At 57.3% G+C, this 17,781-nt stretch carries 14 protein-coding genes and 1 tRNA gene; 10 read left to right on the top strand and 5 right to left on the bottom strand.

Annotated features, from left to right (window positions below; all coding sequences use genetic code 11):
• Positions 1 to 148 precede the first annotated feature (148 nt).
• The 3 genes from CE491_RS03125 to CE491_RS03115 all read left to right on the top strand — a co-directional run bounded on the left by CE491_RS03125 (position 149) and on the right by CE491_RS03115 (position 3,137).
• Positions 149 to 1,564, top strand: coding sequence for an O-antigen ligase family protein (locus tag CE491_RS03125; RefSeq protein ID WP_407681319.1), 1,416 nt, complete (start codon positions 149 to 151; stop codon positions 1,562 to 1,564).
• A tRNA-Thr gene (locus CE491_RS03120) sits at positions 1,555 to 1,630 on the top strand. The genes CE491_RS03125 and CE491_RS03120 overlap by 10 nt, the downstream gene beginning before the upstream one ends.
• Positions 1,631 to 1,868: 238 nt before the next feature.
• Positions 1,869 to 3,137, top strand: a complete 1,269-nt coding sequence (locus CE491_RS03115) for an oligosaccharide flippase family protein (protein WP_110946905.1) — start codon at positions 1,869 to 1,871, stop codon at positions 3,135 to 3,137.
• Between the two features lie 283 nt (positions 3,138 to 3,420).
• Here CE491_RS03115 and CE491_RS03110 read toward each other — a convergent pair whose 3' ends face one another.
• The gene (locus CE491_RS03110) at positions 3,421 to 3,840 is read right to left on the bottom strand and encodes a hypothetical protein (protein WP_110946904.1); all 420 of its coding nucleotides are present in this window, start codon (positions 3,838 to 3,840) and stop codon (positions 3,421 to 3,423) included.
• Positions 3,841 to 4,063: 223 nt separating this feature from the next.
• Positions 4,064 to 4,912, bottom strand: coding sequence for a carboxylating nicotinate-nucleotide diphosphorylase (gene nadC / locus CE491_RS03105; RefSeq protein WP_110946903.1), 849 nt, complete (start codon positions 4,910 to 4,912; stop codon positions 4,064 to 4,066).
• A 389-nt stretch (positions 4,913 to 5,301) separates the two neighbouring features.
• Here nadC and CE491_RS03100 point away from each other — a divergent pair, with 389 nt between their 5' ends.
• The 6 genes from CE491_RS03100 to CE491_RS03075 all read left to right on the top strand — a co-directional run bounded on the left by CE491_RS03100 (position 5,302) and on the right by CE491_RS03075 (position 14,137).
• Positions 5,302 to 7,554, top strand: coding sequence for a DUF1631 domain-containing protein (locus CE491_RS03100; RefSeq protein ID WP_110946902.1), 2,253 nt, complete (start codon positions 5,302 to 5,304; stop codon positions 7,552 to 7,554).
• A 177-nt stretch (positions 7,555 to 7,731) separates the two neighbouring features.
• Positions 7,732 to 8,280: a 1,6-anhydro-N-acetylmuramyl-L-alanine amidase AmpD gene (ampD, locus tag CE491_RS03095; protein ID WP_110946901.1), complete on the top strand. Its 549-nt coding sequence runs from the start codon at positions 7,732 to 7,734 to the stop codon at positions 8,278 to 8,280.
• A gap of 13 nt (positions 8,281 to 8,293) precedes the next feature.
• On the top strand, positions 8,294 to 9,130 hold the full coding sequence (ampE, locus tag CE491_RS03090) for a regulatory signaling modulator protein AmpE (protein WP_110946900.1): 837 nt from the start codon (positions 8,294 to 8,296) through the stop codon (positions 9,128 to 9,130).
• 193 nt (positions 9,131 to 9,323) lie between these two features.
• Positions 9,324 to 10,097 carry a 5'/3'-nucleotidase SurE gene (gene surE, locus CE491_RS03085; protein ID WP_110946899.1) on the top strand — a complete coding sequence of 258 codons (774 nt, stop codon included), beginning with the start codon at positions 9,324 to 9,326 and terminating at the stop codon, positions 10,095 to 10,097.
• Between the two features lie 333 nt (positions 10,098 to 10,430).
• Positions 10,431 to 11,855, top strand: coding sequence for a putrescine-ornithine antiporter (gene potE / locus CE491_RS03080; RefSeq protein WP_110946898.1), 1,425 nt, complete (start codon positions 10,431 to 10,433; stop codon positions 11,853 to 11,855).
• Entirely contained in the window at positions 11,852 to 14,137 is a 2,286-nt protein-coding gene (locus CE491_RS03075) for an Orn/Lys/Arg family decarboxylase (protein ID WP_110946897.1), read from the top strand. The genes potE and CE491_RS03075 overlap by 4 nt, the downstream gene beginning before the upstream one ends.
• 559 nt (positions 14,138 to 14,696) lie before the next feature.
• On the opposite strand, the gene CE491_RS03070 is transcribed toward CE491_RS03075, so the two are convergent.
• On the bottom strand, positions 14,697 to 14,969 hold the full coding sequence (locus CE491_RS03070; protein WP_110946896.1) for a hypothetical protein: 273 nt from the start codon (positions 14,967 to 14,969) through the stop codon (positions 14,697 to 14,699).
• 204 nt (positions 14,970 to 15,173) lie between these two features.
• Between CE491_RS03070 and CE491_RS03065 the strand changes: the two genes are divergently transcribed.
• Positions 15,174 to 16,037, top strand: coding sequence for a LysR family transcriptional regulator (locus CE491_RS03065; RefSeq protein WP_110946895.1), 864 nt, complete (start codon positions 15,174 to 15,176; stop codon positions 16,035 to 16,037).
• Positions 16,038 to 16,123: 86 nt separating this feature from the next.
• Here CE491_RS03065 and CE491_RS03060 read toward each other — a convergent pair whose 3' ends face one another.
• Together CE491_RS03060 and CE491_RS03055 are read right to left on the bottom strand one after the other, a co-directional pair.
• Positions 16,124 to 16,975 (bottom strand): HPP family protein, encoded by an 852-nt coding sequence (locus tag CE491_RS03060; RefSeq protein ID WP_110946894.1) that lies wholly within the window; start codon positions 16,973 to 16,975, stop codon positions 16,124 to 16,126.
• Positions 16,976 to 17,278: 303 nt separating this feature from the next.
• Positions 17,279 to 17,560 (bottom strand): hypothetical protein, encoded by a 282-nt coding sequence (locus tag CE491_RS03055; protein ID WP_110946893.1) that lies wholly within the window; start codon positions 17,558 to 17,560, stop codon positions 17,279 to 17,281.
• Between the last annotated feature and the right edge of the window lie 221 nt (positions 17,561 to 17,781).

The following is a 17,781-nucleotide window of genomic DNA, read 5'->3' as shown; positions in this document are numbered from 1 at the left end:
GGCCAAGAGCTACGCAGCCATGGTCACGCTGGCCTGCAGCCTACGTTGTATGCGGCAATACTTTTCGTACAAAACCTAGATAGGGGGGCAGGTGGCTGAAACAACGAGTCGAACCTTTTGCGGCTTTGCGATTTTATTTTTGTTTCTCATGGCGGCGCCGGTGACGTTGCCTGTGTTCGGGACGCATGACTGGCAGCGCATTTTTGAATGCGTGATCGCTGCTTTTTTATTATTGGTGCTACTCACCCATCCTAAAGGCTTCTCCTTCTCGACTATTGCCAGGCAACTGACGCCGGCCATCGGCGTTTTGTTGCTCATATTGGCTACTGCGTCGGTAATCCGTGCGCGTCAATCCATGTGGGCATTAGTGGAGCTGGCACTCGTGGTTGCCTGCATTGGCGCAAGCGTGACCATCGCTACCCAAAGGCGGACTCGTGGCGTCGGGCTGGACAAACTGCTTTTTATCCTGGCTGCCAGCATCTGCGCGCTGAAGTGCATTCAGTTCGGCGCTGCTTCGTTGGCTGCATTCGTTAGCGGGTATCCCACACTGGATATCGATTTCCTGCTGGACGGGTTCTCTAACAAGCGCTTTTATGGTCAGTTCCAAACGTTCACACTACCGCTGCTTGTATTGCCTTTGTTGTCGCCCGCTCCGATCCAAGGCCGCAAAACATGGGCTCTGGTACTGCTCTGCTGCTGGTGGATGATCGCGATCAGCAGCGGCACCCGCGGTACCTGGCTAGGAATGGCTGGCGCTGTGGCTGTTATTTGTTTGTGTGGGCCGCATGGACGGCGTTGGATTGGGTGGCAAGCATTGGCAGCTGTGCTCGGGCTGACGCTGTACTGGTGCCTGTTCAGTGTGCTGCCCGGATATCTGGGCATTGAAGTCACGAATTTTGCTGGCGACCGTTTGAGCACATCGCTCTCTGCTCGTGACATTATCTGGCATCAAGCGTGGGAGATGATCAAACAACGGCCGCTACTGGGCTACGGTCCGATGCACTTCGCCGATATCCCTAATTCTGTCGCCGCTCATCCTCATCAGGCGATTTTGCAATGGGCCAGTGAATGGGGCATCCCTTCCGCGTTGCTGGTGGGCTGGCTGGTATTGCGTGGGTTGTGGGCAACGTTGCTTTTAATTCGTAAGAAAAGCATTTCCAGCGAGCCGGTCGACCTGCTGCGCCTATGTTTGTTCGCCAGCTTGATTGGCGCTCTCACGCAATCGATGGTGGATGGTGTGATAGTCATGCCCTACTCGCAATTGTGGCTGGCAATTGTCGCGGGCTGGCTGCTAGGCGTTCACGAGTATCGAGACGAGCCTCAACTGATCAGTCGCAAGCTGTATGGGGCGTGGCTTGCCCTGCTAATCACGGCGGTTGGATATTTGGGATATGTGGTGATCCGGGATTCGCCACATCTTGAGCAACGACAGCAGGCATTCATTAAGGAATATGGAGGAAGATTTCAGCCTCGTTTCTGGATGCAGGGTGTCATTGCCAAGTCCGCTCACAGCTTGTTGGAACCAACGAATGCTGCTAGTTTTTCAGAAGAAAGGCCGAAATAGCTCAGTCGGTAGAGCAGCGCACTCGTAACGCGAAGGTCGTAGGTTCGATTCCTATTTTCGGCACCATTTTGTGTCTTTCCAGTAGGTTTATTCGAAAGTGTTTAGGTGATGCATGACCGCTTTTTCCTGCATTAGCCGTGCGTGCGAGGTGAGGTGGACGGGAAAGTAGTCCGTAGCAGCACGATCGTTTTAGGCAGTTCGAGCATGAAGGTTAATTCGACGTGGTTATTCAGATTTATGTTTATTTACGTATTGGGTGTAAACCAAGCTCCGGTAATGGTTTTAACTCGTTGGTTGAGCCACCATGCATTTAGTCGAGCGCGCGACATTGATCCAGCGCATTATGCCACTGGCAATGCAGTGGGGTGCGACCCTCTACTCAGTCTGCATTTCGCTGGGACTTTCGGTGTTGTTTGCGCGCACCATGGGGCCAAGCGCATTTGGTTCCTACACCTATATTTACGTGCTCGCCAGTTTCCTGGCGCTGTCGCAGGACGGTGGATTCAATACATTGCTGATACGTGAGCGAGTGGCGAAATCATCGTTACTGCTGACGCGTAACGACGATTTGCCGACCATTGCGCTGACGCATCTCTTGGGCTCCACCATCATCCTTATTGCGTTCGCCGTCATGCTCGCTCCTTGGTTGGGAAGCTTGTCATTGGCATGCGCGATTTTTTGTTTTTGTGTAATCACTCTTACACAATGGCTTTCGTCTTGGCTCAGGGGAGCGGGCGAGTTCGGGCTTGACGCATTCTTTCTGTTTTGCGGGCGCAATCTTAGCGCGCTGATGGTATTGTCGGCGGTGCTGATTTTCGGCGCGACGCCCGTGTCGATTTTTGTTGGGTGGGGTATTGGCCTGCTGCTGGTTCTTGTAGGTTTTCATAAGCATTTTCCGACATTCGCGAAAGTCTCTTTCAAGCCGCCTTTCTGGGCGTACCGTAGTAGTGTAAGTTTTTTTGCGATTGGGGCTGCGTCAGCGCTCTACCACCAGATGGATATCGTGGTTTTGCGTCACTTTTTAAATGACAACCCCGACGTCGGTCATTACGCTGTGGCATCTCGCATGTTCGACGGAATTTTGTTGCTGGCCCTCCCGGTAGCCTTGATGGTTTTTCGACGAATGCGGACCCAAGCCATGATGTCCAGCCTAAATGTGAGTTTCAGTTTTTCTGCGTTGCGGATGGCTTTTGTCATAGGGGGATCGCTCGCAGTCATGGGGTGGCTGCTTGGACCGTGGGGCATCGGTCTGTTGTTCGGAAGTGACTATGCCCAAGGCGCATGTGGTGTAATCGGCTGGCTATTCACGGCTCTCATCTTCGCCCTTCCTAATGTTGTGTTGGAACAACTGGCGATCGCTACACACCGCGAACGATGGTTTGCGGGGTGTCTCGCATTTGCCGTGTTGGTCAGTCTTGGATGCAATGCGTGGCTAGTACCAGGCCGGGGCGCCCAAGGGGCTGCTTTGGCTACGATCCTTACGGAGTGCCTGCTCTTCGTGTCGTTATCCTGGGGCCTGCGCCACGAACTGATGCAGACAGTGCATTCGTTGAAATTCAAGCCTGTCCGTTGAGGATGTCGCTGCCGCTCGGGCAGCGGCAGAACGTGGATCGGGATCGGGATCGGGATAGATATACATATAGGCATGCGCAATCGCGAAAATATACCGGGGGTGCCGGTTTTGCTGGTCCTTAAGGCAGTAGTTCGATTCCTATTTTCGGCACCAGCAACACAAAAAGCCCGGTCTTCAAGACCGGGCTTTTTCGTTTTCAGGGATGCAGATCAATCTGCAAGCAGGTGCGTGAAGTCGAGAGTTCAGGCACGGCGCAGATAAGCAATTGTGGCTGCGCTCTGAATCAGAGATTCCAGTCATCCACGACCTTATTCTTGTTGAACCAGATCGTTAAGTTGTTGCCGTGGTGTTCAGTATCGCCATTGACTTTGCCGGTGGCGATGCTGACCGCATCGGAGGCGCCGTTGGCATAGTTGGTCATGCTCAGCGCGCTTGAAACCGCACCGGCGCCGGGTATGTAGCTAGCCAGCCGACTTGCATCACTCAGATTGCCGGATTTGTTGTAGCTCCAGCTGTAGCTTCCACTGGAGTGGGTGTACTGGGAGTCCGGTGTTCCGTAGATGGCCTGCACTTCGCTTTGCGTGGTTTTGTTCGGAATGATGTGGCTCTTGATATAGGTCGCGCTGAATTTGTCTTCGCCGCCCATGGAGCTGCAACCGGCAATGAGGGTGACGGCCAACGCGCACAAGAGTTTCGTTTTCACAGAACTTCTCCTTCCCTGAATGAATATTCTAATGTGTCTGAAATTGTTACAAATCGGGATAAGTCGCGATTCTAGCGGCTGAAGCCGGTTTTTCAACTACGAAATCGTGCTTTGGGGCACATTTTCGTGGCCGGTGAGAACCATTCGTCCCTCAAATGGTCCTGCGAGTTTGAAGGGCTCGTGTCGAAAGGCAAATGCCGGAGGGGCAAATGCATCATTTGATCTAGATGCTAAGCCGCATCGACAAGTCCACGGCCTTCACATCCTTGGTCAATGTGCCAATCGAGATGTAGTCCACCCCCGTCTCGGCAATGCTGCGCAAGGTCGCGTCGGTGACCCCGCCGCTGGCTTCGAGTTTGGCGCGGCCGGCGGTGAGTTGGACGGCTTGGCGCATGTCGTCGAGGCTGAGTTCGTCGAGCATGATGATGTTGGCGCCGCCGTCGAGGGCCTGTTTGAGTTCGTCGAGGCTTTCCACTTCGATTTCTACCGGTTTGCCGGGGGCGATTTTGTGGGCGGCGGTGATGGCTTCAGCGATACCGCCGCAGGCTGCAATGTGGTTTTCCTTGATCAGGAAGGCGTCGAACAGGCCGATGCGGTGGTTGTGGCAGCCGCCGCAGGTGACGGCATATTTCTGGGCCAGGCGCAGGCCGGGCAGGGTCTTGCGAGTGTCGAGGAGCTTGACCTGCGTGTCGGCGACCATGTCGGCGTAGTACTGGGAGCGCGTTGCCACGCCTGAGAGCATCTGCAGGAAGTTGAGTGCGCTGCGTTCACCAGTCAGCAGCGAGCGCGCCGGGCCTTCAAGGTGGAACAGGGGTTGATTGGGTTTGACCCGATCGCCATCGCCGACTTGCCAGTGCACCGCGACGCGCTGATCAAGCTGACGAAAAACGCTGTCGACCCAAGCTGTTCCGGCAATCACCGCATCATCGCGGGAAATAACGGTAGCTTTGGCCAGGCGCTCCGCGGGGATCAGCTGCGCGGTGATGTCGCCCGTGCCCACGTCTTCAAGCAACGCGCGGCGCACGTTAGCTTCGATTTCGGAGGTTATTGAGGCAAGAGGTAGATTCGGCATATAGGGCTCCACTTACTAATTGCTCGGAGTATAAGGCAGCCACTGTCCCAACCCACCACCCCACGCCTCTCAAACGAGTGCTTCGCCTGCACTTGGTCGTTTTTTTTTTGCCGCAGATGCGATGGAAAGGGATTTTCGCGGTCTATCGCAGCACCTTTCGCTCGCTCAATCTATTATTCTAATCAAGGCTAAGAGTCTGCTGGCGAGTGGATGAGTTTTGAAAGATACTTGCCTTGTATTTATTTGACGTCATAGGTTTGGCGTTCTGCCTTTTGTACCCCAGGGATAAAAAATCGAGATACGTCCAAGTGGAGGTCGATGCTCCCTTGGCGATCGTTGTGTGGCTGTAGCCGTGGCTGTTTTGAATGATACGTGACGAGGGGTGCTTGATGCAGAACGACGGTAAAGTGGTGCCTTTGAGCAAGACGGGTCCGGATCAACCGGGGTCTTCGCCTGTCGCTCGGCTGCCCGTCGTTCTTCTGCAGGTGCGTGATAGAGCCGCACAGCAGCTCAAGGAAAGCCTGCAGACGCTGTTCGATAATGCCGACGACACGCTGTTCGAGATGGCGGATCGGGCGCACAACAACGCCGAGCAGAACATCTTTTTCGAAGCCATGCGTGACCTGCGGCTCAAGCGAAAGAGCATCGAACGCAATTTCCTCGACAAATTCTTCGAGGCGTTTCTGCGCCTCGGTCAGTATGAGGTCGCGGAGCCGATCCTCTCCGAACCCGTGTCCTTCGACAAACTCGCCTTGGTCCATAACGACGACCTGGAGCGCACCGTTGCCGTCGACACCATGGTCACCAAGGTGGTCAATCGTGACGGCTTGGCATTGAGTCAGTTGACCATGCGCCTTAATCAGTTGGTTCCGCAGCCTGTGACCGACGAGACCAATCCGCTGGGTCCTACGCTGCTGTGCGATTTCTTCCTGCAGGCAGGTCGTAACCTGGGCGTCGAGATCAAGGTCAAGCTGATCATTCTCAAGCTGTTTGAAAAATACGCGTTGGCCGATACCGATCAACTCTATGAAGCGGCTAACCAGTTGCTGATCGCGGCGGGTGTCTTGCCGGACTTGAAAGTCCTGCCATCGCGGCGTTCTACCGATCGCTCGTCCAGCGCGGCAGCCTACTCCGAGGCGCAGCGTGCCGACAGCGCGGCGCTGGTCCATGCGGCTGAACAGCTCGACCAGAGCGTGCAGGAAGTGTTTTCCGCTTTGCAGGAATTGCTGGTCCACGTGCGCGGCAACATCACACCTAGGCCGGAGAATGCGGCCGAAGCCCGGCCGATTTCCAGTCAGGATCTGTTGCGTCTGCTGTCACATTTGCAGCAGTACGTGCCACGGGCCGAGACGCCGGACGACTTCGATCTGCGCACGCAACTCGAGCAACTGATCGGCCGCGTCAGTGCTCGCAGCGGCAAATTTCGTACCGTGGGCACCATCGACGAAGACGTGATCAACCTGATCTCGATGCTTTTTGAATTCATCCTCGATGACCGCAATCTACCGGGTTCGCTGCGCGCGTTGATCGGGCGTCTGCAGATTCCGATGCTCAAAGTCGCCGTTATCGACAAGAGCTTTTTCAGCCGCGGCAGCCACCCGGCGCGGCGTCTGCTCAACGAGATCGCTTCGGCGGCGTTGGGCTGGGGCGGACGCGACGATAGCCAGCGCGACTCCCTCTACACCCGCATCGATCAGATCGTGCAGCGACTGTTGCATGATTTCGTCGATGATCCGGCGATCTTCACCGAGTTGCTGGTGGATTTCCTGGCCTTCACCAGTGATGAACGTCGTCGCAGTGAATTGCTCGAACAGCGTACCCGTGATGCCGAAGAGGGCCGTGCGCTGGCGGAATTGGCGCGTCAACGTGTACAGCAGGCGCTCAACGATCGCCTGCTCGGCAAAACCCTGCCTGAGGTAGTGGTGCGTCTGTTGCAGGAAGCCTGGAGCAAGGTGCTGCTGCTGACCTGTCTCAAGCATGGCGAGCAATCCAGTGAGTGGAAGGCCGGGTTGCAGGCGATGGATGATCTCATCTGGAGCGTGGAGCCTCACGACGAGCCGGATGCGCGCCAGCGTCTGTTGGAACTGGTGCCTGGGCTGCTCAAGTCTCTGCGCGACGGTTTGAGCAGTGCTGCCTTCGACCCGTTCGCCACCAGCGAATTCTTCAGCCAGCTGGAAGCTTTGCACGTGCAGGCGTTCAATCATGTTTCGCGCACGTCGGAAGAGGGCGTGCAAGCCGCGACCGAGGAGGTTGTCGGCGAGCCTGCCGACGGGCCGTCGATGATGGCTGTGGTTGAAGAGATCGTGCTGGTCGCGCCTGGCGAGCAGGTGTTGAGCGAGCCTGTGCCGCACCTGCCGGAGAACGACGAAGGTCTGCTGCAGGTCGGCAAGCTGCGGCTGGGTAGTTGGGTCGAAATCCAGGAGGATGAAGAGCACCGATTGCGTTGCAAACTCGCGGCAATCGTGGAGCCGAGCGGGCGTTATGTATTCGTCAACCGCACCGGGATGAAAGTCCTGGAAAAGACCCGCATGGGCCTGGCCGTCGAGTTCCGTCGCGGGACGATTCGGGTGCTGGACGATTCGCTGCTGTTCGACCGGGCGCTGGAGTCGGTGCTGGGTAATCTGCGCAAGCTTAAGGGCTGAGGTTCTACATAGAACTCTGGCAGCGCGGCTTGCGGGCGGTGGCGATTTCACGTTGCCCCCGCCGACGAGCCGGGCGGCTACAGCGAAACGCGTGCGACGATCAATGTATTCACTCCCCACATCCCTTCCTATCGCGGGCATACTGGCCACCGTCGATTCATGCTTTAAGGATCCACCATGCAACTGGACCCCGCCACAGGCTGGTGCCACGGCGCCCAGCACTGCCCTTCGCCCAATTTCAATGCCCGCCCCGAGGCGGAGATTTCGCTGCTGGTGATCCACAACATCAGCTTGCCACCCGCGCAGTTCAAGACGGGCAAGGTTCAGGAATTCTTTCAGAACCGGCTGGATGTCACAGAGCACCCTTATTTTGAAGGCATCGCTGAACTTCGGGTCTCGGCACATTTCCTGATCGAACGTGATGGCGAGCTGACGCAGTTCGTCTCCTGTCTGGATCGTGCCTGGCATGCCGGCGTTTCGCTGTTCGAGGGCCGTGAGACGTGCAATGACTTCTCCATCGGCATTGAACTGGAAGGCACCGACGATCAGCCGTTTACCGATGCACAATACGAGACGTTGATCGCCCTGACCCGGCAGCTGCAGTCGGCCTGGCCTGCGATCACCGCGCAACGAATTTGCGGGCACAGCGACATCGCCCCCGTACGCAAGACCGATCCGGGCCCATGCTTTGACTGGGCCCGGTTTCGTTCGGCTTTGCAGGATTGAAAAGGAGCAGGTGATGAGTTTTCTGGTGTTGCTGTTGGCGGTGTGGATTGAGAAATTCTCCGCTCTGCGTCAGCGTGTGCAGCGCGATGCGCCCTGGCTGAATCAGCTGGGGCGGCTTGAATCCAACCCGCGCACGGCCAAGCGCCCATGGTGGATTCTGACGCTGACGGTATTGTTGCCGCTGTTACTGCTGGCGCTGGTTCTGGTGATCGTCGGCTCCGTTGCCTATGGCTGGCTGGCGCTGCCGATTCATCTGCTGGTGCTGATCTACAGCCTGGGGCGCGGCAACGTGAAAGCCAATCTTGGCTCATTCCGCGATGCCTGTCGGCGTGGTGATCAGGAAGCGGCGGTGCTCGTCGCTCATCGTGATCTTGGCGTTGAGGCCGAGAACGAAGAGCAACTGCTCGGCGGCGTGCAGACGTATTTGTTGTGGCAGGTCTATCAGAGTTTCTTCGCGGTGATCTTCTGGTACTTCGTGCTGGGACCGGTTGCCGCGCTGGCCTATCGACTGCTGGCTTTGGCTTGCGAGCATGGCAAGACCCCAGCGCTGGTAGAGCGCGCGACCCAACTGCGCCACGCGTTCGATTGGGTGCCAGTGCGACTGCTGGCAGCGAGCTTCGCGTTGGTCGGCAATTTCGTTGCGGTCAGCCGAGTGATGCTCAGTGAATTGCTGAACTGGAATATCAGTGCCTCGGCATTGATCACCCGGGCCGGGTGCGTGGCCGGTGAAGTGCCAGCGCCGGTCGTTGGTATCGAAGGCGTGAACAGCCTGGACGTCCTCTGGGAATTGCTCATCCGTGCGGCCATTGTCTGGTATGCCGGGTTTGCGTTATGGACGTTGCTCGTGTGAAGTTTGCTCTAAAGCGCGTGTCGGACGGGTTACAGCCTCTGGGTTGAACAATCTCTGTGGGAGTGAGCTTGCTCACGAAGGCGGACTTCAGGCGCTGAAGTTATTGTGAGTTTATCGCCCCTTCGTGAGCACGCTCACTTCCACAGAACCGGCGCGTCGATGTTTGAATCAATCGCCCATCAGAGGACACCCCATGTCGTACCCGCGAATAGAGAGGATCCTGATCACCAACGACGACGGCATCGACGCACCGGGGCTCGAGGTCCTGGAGGCGGTGGCGCGGGAGTTGACTGACGAAGTCTGGGTCGTCGCACCGGAGCAGGACCAGAGCGGTATTTCCCATGCCCTGAGCATTCATCATCCATTGCGGGTTAAGGCCCGGGGCGAGCGCCGATTTTCGGTGTCAGGCACTCCAGCCGATTGCGTGGCCATTGGCTTGCGTCAACTGATGGACAATCCACCGCAGCTACTGCTGTCAGGGATCAACAAAGGCGCCAATCTGGGCGTGGAAACCATGTTCTCCGGCACTGTCGGCGCCGCCATGGCGGGCCTGCTGCTGGGCGTGCCTTCGATTGCCCTGAGCCAGTTTTTCACCCGTCGCGATGCGGTGAAATGGGACACGGCCAGAGCGCTGGCGCCTGATGTGATACGCAGGTTGATCGGCATGGAATGGGCGGGTGATGTCTGCCTCAACGTCAACTTCCCTGATGTCGCGCCGCAGGAAGCTGGCCCGCTGCAGATCACCCGCCAAGGCATCGGTCGCATGGACGGCCTGAACATCACCCAGCGCACCGACATGCGCGAGCAGGGCTATTACTGGCTGAACATCGATCGTCACGAACGTCCCGATTTCGAAGACAGCGAAACTTTCGTCGTCACCCACGGCGGGGTAACGGCAACACCGCTGCGATTCGAACGCACCGACCTCGATGTGATGGCGCGGCTCAAGGCCTCGCTAAATATCTGATCACGCCGCGCCGCTCCGGAAGTCGGGCCGGCTATGACGATCTCACGATTCGACTATCCGATCGAATGGCGAGGCCGGGTTATTCCCATGTGGGTTGATACAGGTCAACGCTGCATGGTGACCTGGCCTTATTCTGTATCCCTGCGACAGAACAGCACCTATCCGTTTTGCAAGGGCGGTCTGACTTTTTTCAGTCTGAAGATGCTCACTATTCATTTTGAAGTTATCAAGAAGTGGCTCTTGGCTACTAATCTGGAAAGTCAGACTTTCTTGCTTAGTTATCAACCTTTGCTATAGCTAAAAGCCTCTCACTTCACCCAACGAGGCTATGGAATGTCAGTGGCAAAGAAAATGAGCGTGGGGCAACTGACCATGTTGACGGCCGTCAACATGCTGGGATCCGGCATTGTATTACTGCCCACCAAACTCGCTGAAGTCGGCGGCATCTCCATACTGTCCTGGTTGATCACCGCGACCGGCTCATTAGCTCTGGCGTACGCCTTCGCGCGCTGCGGCATGCTCAGTCGCAAGACCGGAGGGATGGGCGGATATGCCGAATACACTTTCGGCAAGTCCGGCAACTACATCACCAATTACACCTATGGTTTGTCGTTATTGATTGCCAACGTGGCGATCAGTATCACCGCGGTGGGTTATATCCAGACCTTGTTCGATATAAAACTTGGCTCGTTGCAAGTAGGCCTGGCGACCATCGCTCTGTTGTGGATTACCACCTTCGCTAACTTCGGTGGGGCGAGGATTACCGGCAAGATCGGCGCTGTTACGGTGTGGGGCGTCATTGCGCCTGTGGTGCTGGTGTCGACCATCGGCTGGTTCTGGTTCGACAGCAGCATCTACGCCGCGGGCTGGAACCCTCACGACAAGGGCTGGTTCGAAGCGGCAGGGGCATCGGTGGCGATTACGCTGTGGGCGTTTCTGGGCCTTGAGTCGGCGTGCGCCAACGGCGATGCGGTGGAGAATCCCGAGAAGAACGTGCCCATCGCCGTATTGGGCGGAACCTTGGGTGCTGCGGTGATCTACATCGCCTCAACCAACGTCATCGCCGGTATTGTCGAGAATGCCGAGCTGGTGTCGTCTACCGCACCGTTCGGTCTGGTGTTCGCCAAGATGTTCAACCCCATGATCGGCGACATCGTCATGGGTCTGATGGTGCTGGCCTGCATCGGCTCGTTGCTGGGTTGGCAATTCACAGTCGCGCAGGTGTTCAAGAGCTCGGCCGACACCGGGTACTTCCTGCCGATCTTCGCCAAGGCCAACAAGCACGACGTGCCGATCATCAGCATGTTGATCCTGCTGGCGCTGCAGACGGCGATGGCGCTGCTGACCATCAGCCCGGATCTGGCCAAGCAGTTCGATATCCTGGTGAACCTCGCGGTGGTGACCAATCTGGTGCCGTACATCCTGTCCATGGCAACCCTGATGACGCTGCAGAAGGTTTCCAATGTGCCAGCCAACAAGGCACTTATCACCAACATCGTGGCCTACATTGCAGCGGCCTACAGTTATCTCGCGCTTTATAGCTCCGGCGCTCAGGCGCTGATGCTTGGCGGGGTGGCGACCATCGCCGGCTATACGCTGTTCGGCTTCGTCAACACACGCCTGATCAAACTGGAGGCCCTCAACAACAGCGTTCCGACCCAGACCGTCGCTGCGCAGCACATCGTTGGCGAGGCCATTCCTGTGAATAACCTGGCGCTCAACAACAGAAATCCGGCCACACTGGAGACTCAACCATGACGGAATACAGACACCTGCTCGGCATGCTGGCGCTGTTGGTTACCAAGCAGCCCGACAAACGCAGCGTGTTTGGCCGGGCTCTTATCCAGCTGATCAGTGACGTGGAGGAGCGCTCCATCAGTGTGCTCACGTCGGAAAGCCTGAGTGACGCCAAGTCGATTCTGAGTACCGATCCGGCGATTCAGTGCGTGCTGCTCAGCTGGGAAATGGACGACAGCCCGGACCATCAGGAATGCATCGATCTGCTCACCACATTGCGAGAGCGCAACACCCGCGTGCCGGTATTTCTGATCAGTGATCGCAGCACCGCGTCCAGCGTCCCTTTGATCGTCATGCAGCACGCCGATGACTTCATCTGGTTGCCCGAAGACACCAGCCGCTTCCTGAGTGGTCGGATCATGGCTGCAATCGAGCGCTATCGTCAGGCCGTGTTGCCACCGATGTTCGGCGCGCTGCTGAAGTTCGCCCGCAGCTACGAATATTCCTGGCACACGCCGGGCCATGCGGGCGGTACGGCGTTTCTGAAAAGCACGGCGGGCCGGGCGTTCTACGAATTCTTTGGCGAAAATCTGCTGCGCTCGGACCTGTCGATCTCCGTCGGTGAACTGGGTTCGCTGCTCGACCACAGCGGTCCGATCGGACAGGGTGAGCGCTATGCGGCCAAGGTGTTTGGCGCTCATCGCACGTATTACGTGACCAACGGCTCGTCGATGTCCAACCGCGTCATCCTCATGGCCAGCGTGACTCGCGATCAGATCGCCCTGTGCGACCGCAATTGCCACAAGTCCGCCGAACATGCGATGACGCTGTCTGGCGCGATCCCGACCTATCTGGTGCCGACCCGCAATCGTTTCGGTATCATCGGCCCGATCCTGCCGCAGACCTTGAGTGCCGAAGGCGTCAAAGCGGCGATCGCCAACAACCCGTTGGTCAAAAGCCATATCGATTCGACGCCGGTCCACGCCATCGTCACAAACTCCACCTACGACGGCCTGACCTACAACGTCACCCGCGTCGAAGAGCTGCTGGGCCAGAGCGTAGACCGCCTGCACTTCGACGAAGCCTGGTATGGCTACGCGCGGTTCAACCCGCTGTACAAGGACCGCTTCGCGATGCATGGCAGCCCGGACGATCACGACGCATCCAGACCCACGGTGTTCGCCACGCAATCGACCCACAAGCTGCTGGCGGCGCTGTCCCAGGCCTCGATGATTCATGTCCGCAACGGACGCAATCCGATTCCGCACGGGCGCTTCAATGAGTCGTACATGATGCATGCCTCCACCTCGCCGAACTACGCGATCATGGCCTCATGCGACGTCAGCTCGGCGATGATGGAGGCCCCCAGCGGGCAGATCCTGACCAACGAATCCATCGAGGAGGCCATCGCGTTTCGGCAGGTCATCTCGCGGATGCAGAGCGACATGCTCGGCAACGATGACTGGTTCTTCTCTTGCTGGCAGCCGCCCTCAGTATCGGTCGATGCGACTTCGATTCCTTTCCACGAAGTCGATCCGGCCAGACTCAAGACAGACCCCAACTGCTGGGTCCTGCACCCCAACGAGGTCTGGCATGGCTTCGGCGACATCGAAGACGGCTACTGCATGCTGGACCCGATCAAAGTCTCCATCCTCAGCCCTGGCATGGGCGACGACGGCAATCTGCTGGATTTCGGCATTCCGGCCTGCGTGCTCAGCGCCTATCTGGGACGGCAGGGGATCGTGGTCGAGAAAACCACGGACTTCACCATCCTGTTCCTGTTCTCTATCGGCATCACCAAAGGCAAATGGGGCACGCTGGTCAACGCCCTGCTGGACTTCAAACGCGACTACGACACCAACCTGGAGCTTGAACTGTGTCTGCCCGATCTGCTGACCGCCAATCAGCAGCGCTATGCGGGCATGGGGTTGAAGGATCTGGCCGAGGAGATCTTCGCGGCCATGAAAAAAACCAGAACCACCGCGGCCATGTCTACGGCGTTCGGCACCCTGCCCAAGGCGGAATTCAGCCCGGTGGAGGCCTATGAAAAACTGGTCAGGAATGAGGTCGAGCAAGTGACGCTGGAAGAAGCCGCCGGACGCGTCGCGGCGACAGGCATCGTGCCGTATCCACCGGGGATTCCACTGCTGATGCCGGGTGAAAATGCCGGGCCTGCGGATGGGGCCGTGCTGGCCTACCTCAAAGCACTGGAGAGCTTCGACAAGTCATTCCCAGGCTTTACCCATGACACCCACGGCATTGAAAACGAGGCGGGGGTTTATCGGTTGTTGGTGTTGAAGTAAGCCGAGGCAGGCGCGGCCTGCTTCTGGCCAGAGGCCGTGGGAGCTTGGCTTGCCAGCGATCTGGCAGGAACCGGCAGTGAAACCAGGCGGCCTCGGTTTCCCAGACAGACCGCGCTTGCGGGCAGGCTCAGCACTCATCTGCTGACACAACTCAACCTATGGGAGTGAGTTTGCTGACACATGCGCAGCATTTTCAGCGGCTGACACTTTGCATTCGTGAGCAAGCTCACTCCCACAGAGGCTTGCGGTGTTGCCAGTTACTTCACGCCAAACAAATCAATTACTCTGAATCTTTTGCAATGCCTGCTGGGTCAATGAAACACACTCTCTGGCGCCATCATCGTGCGGACCTGGAATTTACGTAGCGGCGCAATTTACAGTTCATTTTTTAACCAGTCACTGAATTGCCGAGGTTTTCACACCGCTTGTGTGGGAGTGAGCTTGCTCACGAAATGGTTAGCGCATGCGCTGCATTTTCAGCGGCTGACACTTTGCATTCGTGAGCAAGCTCACTCCCACAGAGGCTTGCGGTGTTGCCAGTTACTTCACGCCAAACAAATCAATTGCTCTGAATCTTCTGCAACGCCTGCTGGGTCAATGAAACACACTCTCTGGCCCCATCGTCGTTATGCCGCGCCAGTGCCGATTCGGCGCGGTGGACGGTGGTGTCGACGTCGCTTTTAACGGCATCGCTAAGATTCGGTCTGGCAGCTTTTGCATCTCGGACTTTGCTCAGGTTCATCTGGCACTGGCTGTTGTCGTCGTTGGCATTCGCCGCCAGGGGCAGGGCGAATGCAGCCAGGAGCAAGCCGGTGAGCAGGGCATGTTTCATGTTGTTTTCCGCAGCAAGGTAGGTAGGGGCTCGTGATCTGTACGAACCTGCTGCATGAGACAGCGGATTTGAAATTTCCGCCAGCTGCCTCGCCACTTCGATCGCAAATCTCTTACGCTTTCCCGCTGGACGGCATGCCACTGCGCTACCATGGCGCAGCGTTCCTCAAGCCAGAAGCATGAAGCAAAAAGCCGAGCCGTATCGATGGACATTGACCTCGCCCGTACCTTTCTCGAAATCGTCCGCCTGGGCAGCCTGATGGCCGCTGCCGAAAAACTGCACGTCACCCAGACCGCCATCACCGCTCGGGTGCAGAAGCTGGAAGGCCATCTGAATTGCAGGCTGTTCATTCGCAATCGGACCGGTGCCAGGCTGACCTCTGATGGTGAGGCATTCGTGGTGTTTGCCAATCAGTTGGTGCAGACCTGGGACGCCGCCAGACGCGACCTGCCGCTGCCGAATGGGTATCGTCACGTGTTGCGCGTAGGGGCCGAGATGAGCCTGTGCAATCCATTGCTGCTCAGTTGGGTGCGCGAGATAAGAAACGCGATTCCCGATTACGCCTTGCATTCGCAGGTCAAGGACGGCGATGCGCTAATGAAGGACATCGAGCGCGGCGTGCTGGATGCCGCGCTGGTTTATCTGCCGGCGTATTGGCCGGGGCTTCAGGTTGAAGAATTGCTGGAAGAGAAGCTGATTCTGGTGCGCGTCGTCGGCAAACCCGAGCCTTACGTATATATCGATTGGGGCCCCGCGTTTCGTCAGCAGCACGACGCTGCGATGCCGGAAAAATCCAGGGCGGCTGTGGCCTTCAACCTTGGCCCCTTCGCGTTGCAGTACATCCTCGACAATGGTGGGGCAGGTTACTTCCGCACGCGGGTGGTGCAGTCCTACCTGGATCGCGGAATTATCGAGCGAGTGCCGTTGGCCCCTGAGTTCAGCTATCCGACGTATCTGGTGTATTCGCGGGAAAATGCCTCATCGACCTTGCGACGGGCGCTTGAATTGCTGCGGGAAATTGCCAAAGAAAAGGGTGATTGGTCGCAGCGCTGGGATCCGCTGATCTGAACCTGCTCAGCCCCTGTAACAGCACGGCTTGCCGGCGACAGCGTCCCGGATCGTCAGCGTTGCCAAGCCAGACTGCCACCGGCGCTTCAATCCAGCAGACTGATAATGCCAATCACCTTGCGATCACCGTCCAGCACCGACAGGTATTTGCCGCCCTGGTTGGCCAGCATCTTCATCGCGTCCGCCACCGAATGCTCAAGGGACAGACTCTGTGTGCCACGGGCGATGGTCCGGGCGGTGTCGATGTCGGTGCGGTGACGATGCTGCGCGTTCGCCTGCGTCTTGTGCAGGATCGCCTGCAGATCCTCCCGAGACACATCGACGAAAGCCCCGACATCATCCAGCGCTTTTTCCAGGTCTTCGCTGTTGAAGCCGCTGTGTACAGGTGGCGTGCTCGTCTGGGTATCGCTTTCGGCTCGGGCGTGCGGTTTGGGGTAACGCACCAGCGTCAGGTTGTTGTAGATCAACGCGGTGATCAGCAGACACGCAGCATTGAGCATTACCGGAAACAGCACCTGCAACCCCAGCGCGCAAAGCTCGGTTTTCGAGGTGATAATGCTGATCGCCACCGCCGCCCCCGGTGGATGCAGGCAACGGCAAATGCACATGATCACGATCGCCGAACACACCGCGATACTCGCTGCACTGATAGTGTTACCGAACAGCTGAATGCACAGCAGCGCAACCAAAGCTGATATCAGATAACTGCCGATGATCGACCACGGCTGAGCCAGCGCGCCGGTCGACACCGCGAACAGCAGCACCGCTGACGCCCCGATTGGGCCGAGTAAATGCAAAGTGACGTCGATGCCGAACAGCTGGCGACTCAGCAATGCGCTGAGGAAAATTCCCAGACAAGCGCCCAAGGCAGCACGGGACCACTCAGCGGGACGGGTATTGAGCGAATGAGGGATGAAACTGCGCAGAAGCGTTTTCAAGCGGGACGATTCCGGGGTGAAAAAAAGGAGCTGGCCGGTGAAGGCTGAGCTCCCGCACAAAAGGGGGCAAGTGCCAGGTATCTAAAAGGGCAGCACGACAGTGGAAAGCTGTTGCGGCAACTTTCCGGTCGCGTTAAAGCACACCGATTGTGGATAGAAAGGAAGCTTGAGACAAATTCGAAATAATGCAGTTTCAGTTCGATAATTTTGAGTTAAACGTAAATCACCTCCCTCATCCTGCTGCCATTAATGTAGTTGATGTCGAGCACTGGGCCCGCAGCAACCTACGCTAACGGCCTGAGATTAGAAACTGCGCGACTGAGCCGGATGGCGGGTCCTTTGGGCAGGTCGTGCGGCTTCGACTTCCAGCAAATGCATGGTCAACACGTCAGTCAGAAAGCGGAACTGATCGTTGAAACCCACCACTTCATTACTGAAGTGGTTTTCCGCCGAAGGCATCATGTAGGCACCGAAACGATTGTCCTCAACCAGGCTGTGGCGGTTTTTGCGAGTGACGACATGTTGTGAGTAATAGTTATTTCCAAACTCGGGAAAACTAACGTGCAGGGTGACGTCTCGGGTCATGTCGCGTGCTCCGCATCAAACAGAAAAATCGAAGGGTAAAAGGTGCTGATAAGTGTCAGCTACTTGGCCTTAATTGGCCGGTGCCATAACACAATCAACGTTTTCGTCCGCCGTGGCTTGCACGGTATCCAGCGCGAAAAGTTTGAGGGCGACGACGTGGCTGGTGAAAGCTGTGAGCGTCAAGCAAGTCAGAAGATGAATAACCATTTTCCTGCCCTCGT

Source organism: Pseudomonas bohemica, from assembly GCF_002934685.1.
GTDB classification, from domain to species: domain Bacteria; phylum Pseudomonadota; class Gammaproteobacteria; order Pseudomonadales; family Pseudomonadaceae; genus Aquipseudomonas; species Aquipseudomonas bohemica.
The sequence above is the reverse complement of the archived record's forward strand: the minus strand, read 5'-3'. Positions and strand labels throughout refer to the sequence as shown.

Coding starts and splice junctions, on each gene's coding strand:
- ampD (WP_110946901.1), top strand. CDS start 7,732: ATGCAACTGGACCCCGCCACAGGCTGGTGCCACGGCGCCCAGCACTGC.
- ampE (WP_110946900.1), top strand. CDS start 8,294: ATGAGTTTTCTGGTGTTGCTGTTGGCGGTGTGGATTGAGAAATTCTCC.
- CE491_RS03055 (WP_110946893.1), bottom strand. CDS start 17,560: ATGACCCGAGACGTCACCCTGCACGTTAGTTTTCCCGAGTTTGGAAAT.
- CE491_RS03065 (WP_110946895.1), top strand. CDS start 15,174: ATGGACATTGACCTCGCCCGTACCTTTCTCGAAATCGTCCGCCTGGGC.
- CE491_RS03115 (WP_110946905.1), top strand. CDS start 1,869: ATGCATTTAGTCGAGCGCGCGACATTGATCCAGCGCATTATGCCACTG.
- potE (WP_110946898.1), top strand. CDS start 10,431: ATGTCAGTGGCAAAGAAAATGAGCGTGGGGCAACTGACCATGTTGACG.
- nadC (WP_110946903.1), bottom strand. CDS start 4,912: ATGCCGAATCTACCTCTTGCCTCAATAACCTCCGAAATCGAAGCTAAC.
- CE491_RS03125 (WP_407681319.1), top strand. CDS start 149: ATGGCGGCGCCGGTGACGTTGCCTGTGTTCGGGACGCATGACTGGCAG.
- CE491_RS03100 (WP_110946902.1), top strand. CDS start 5,302: ATGCAGAACGACGGTAAAGTGGTGCCTTTGAGCAAGACGGGTCCGGAT.
- surE (WP_110946899.1), top strand. CDS start 9,324: ATGTCGTACCCGCGAATAGAGAGGATCCTGATCACCAACGACGACGGC.
- CE491_RS03070 (WP_110946896.1), bottom strand. CDS start 14,969: ATGAAACATGCCCTGCTCACCGGCTTGCTCCTGGCTGCATTCGCCCTG.
- CE491_RS03075 (WP_110946897.1), top strand. CDS start 11,852: ATGACGGAATACAGACACCTGCTCGGCATGCTGGCGCTGTTGGTTACC.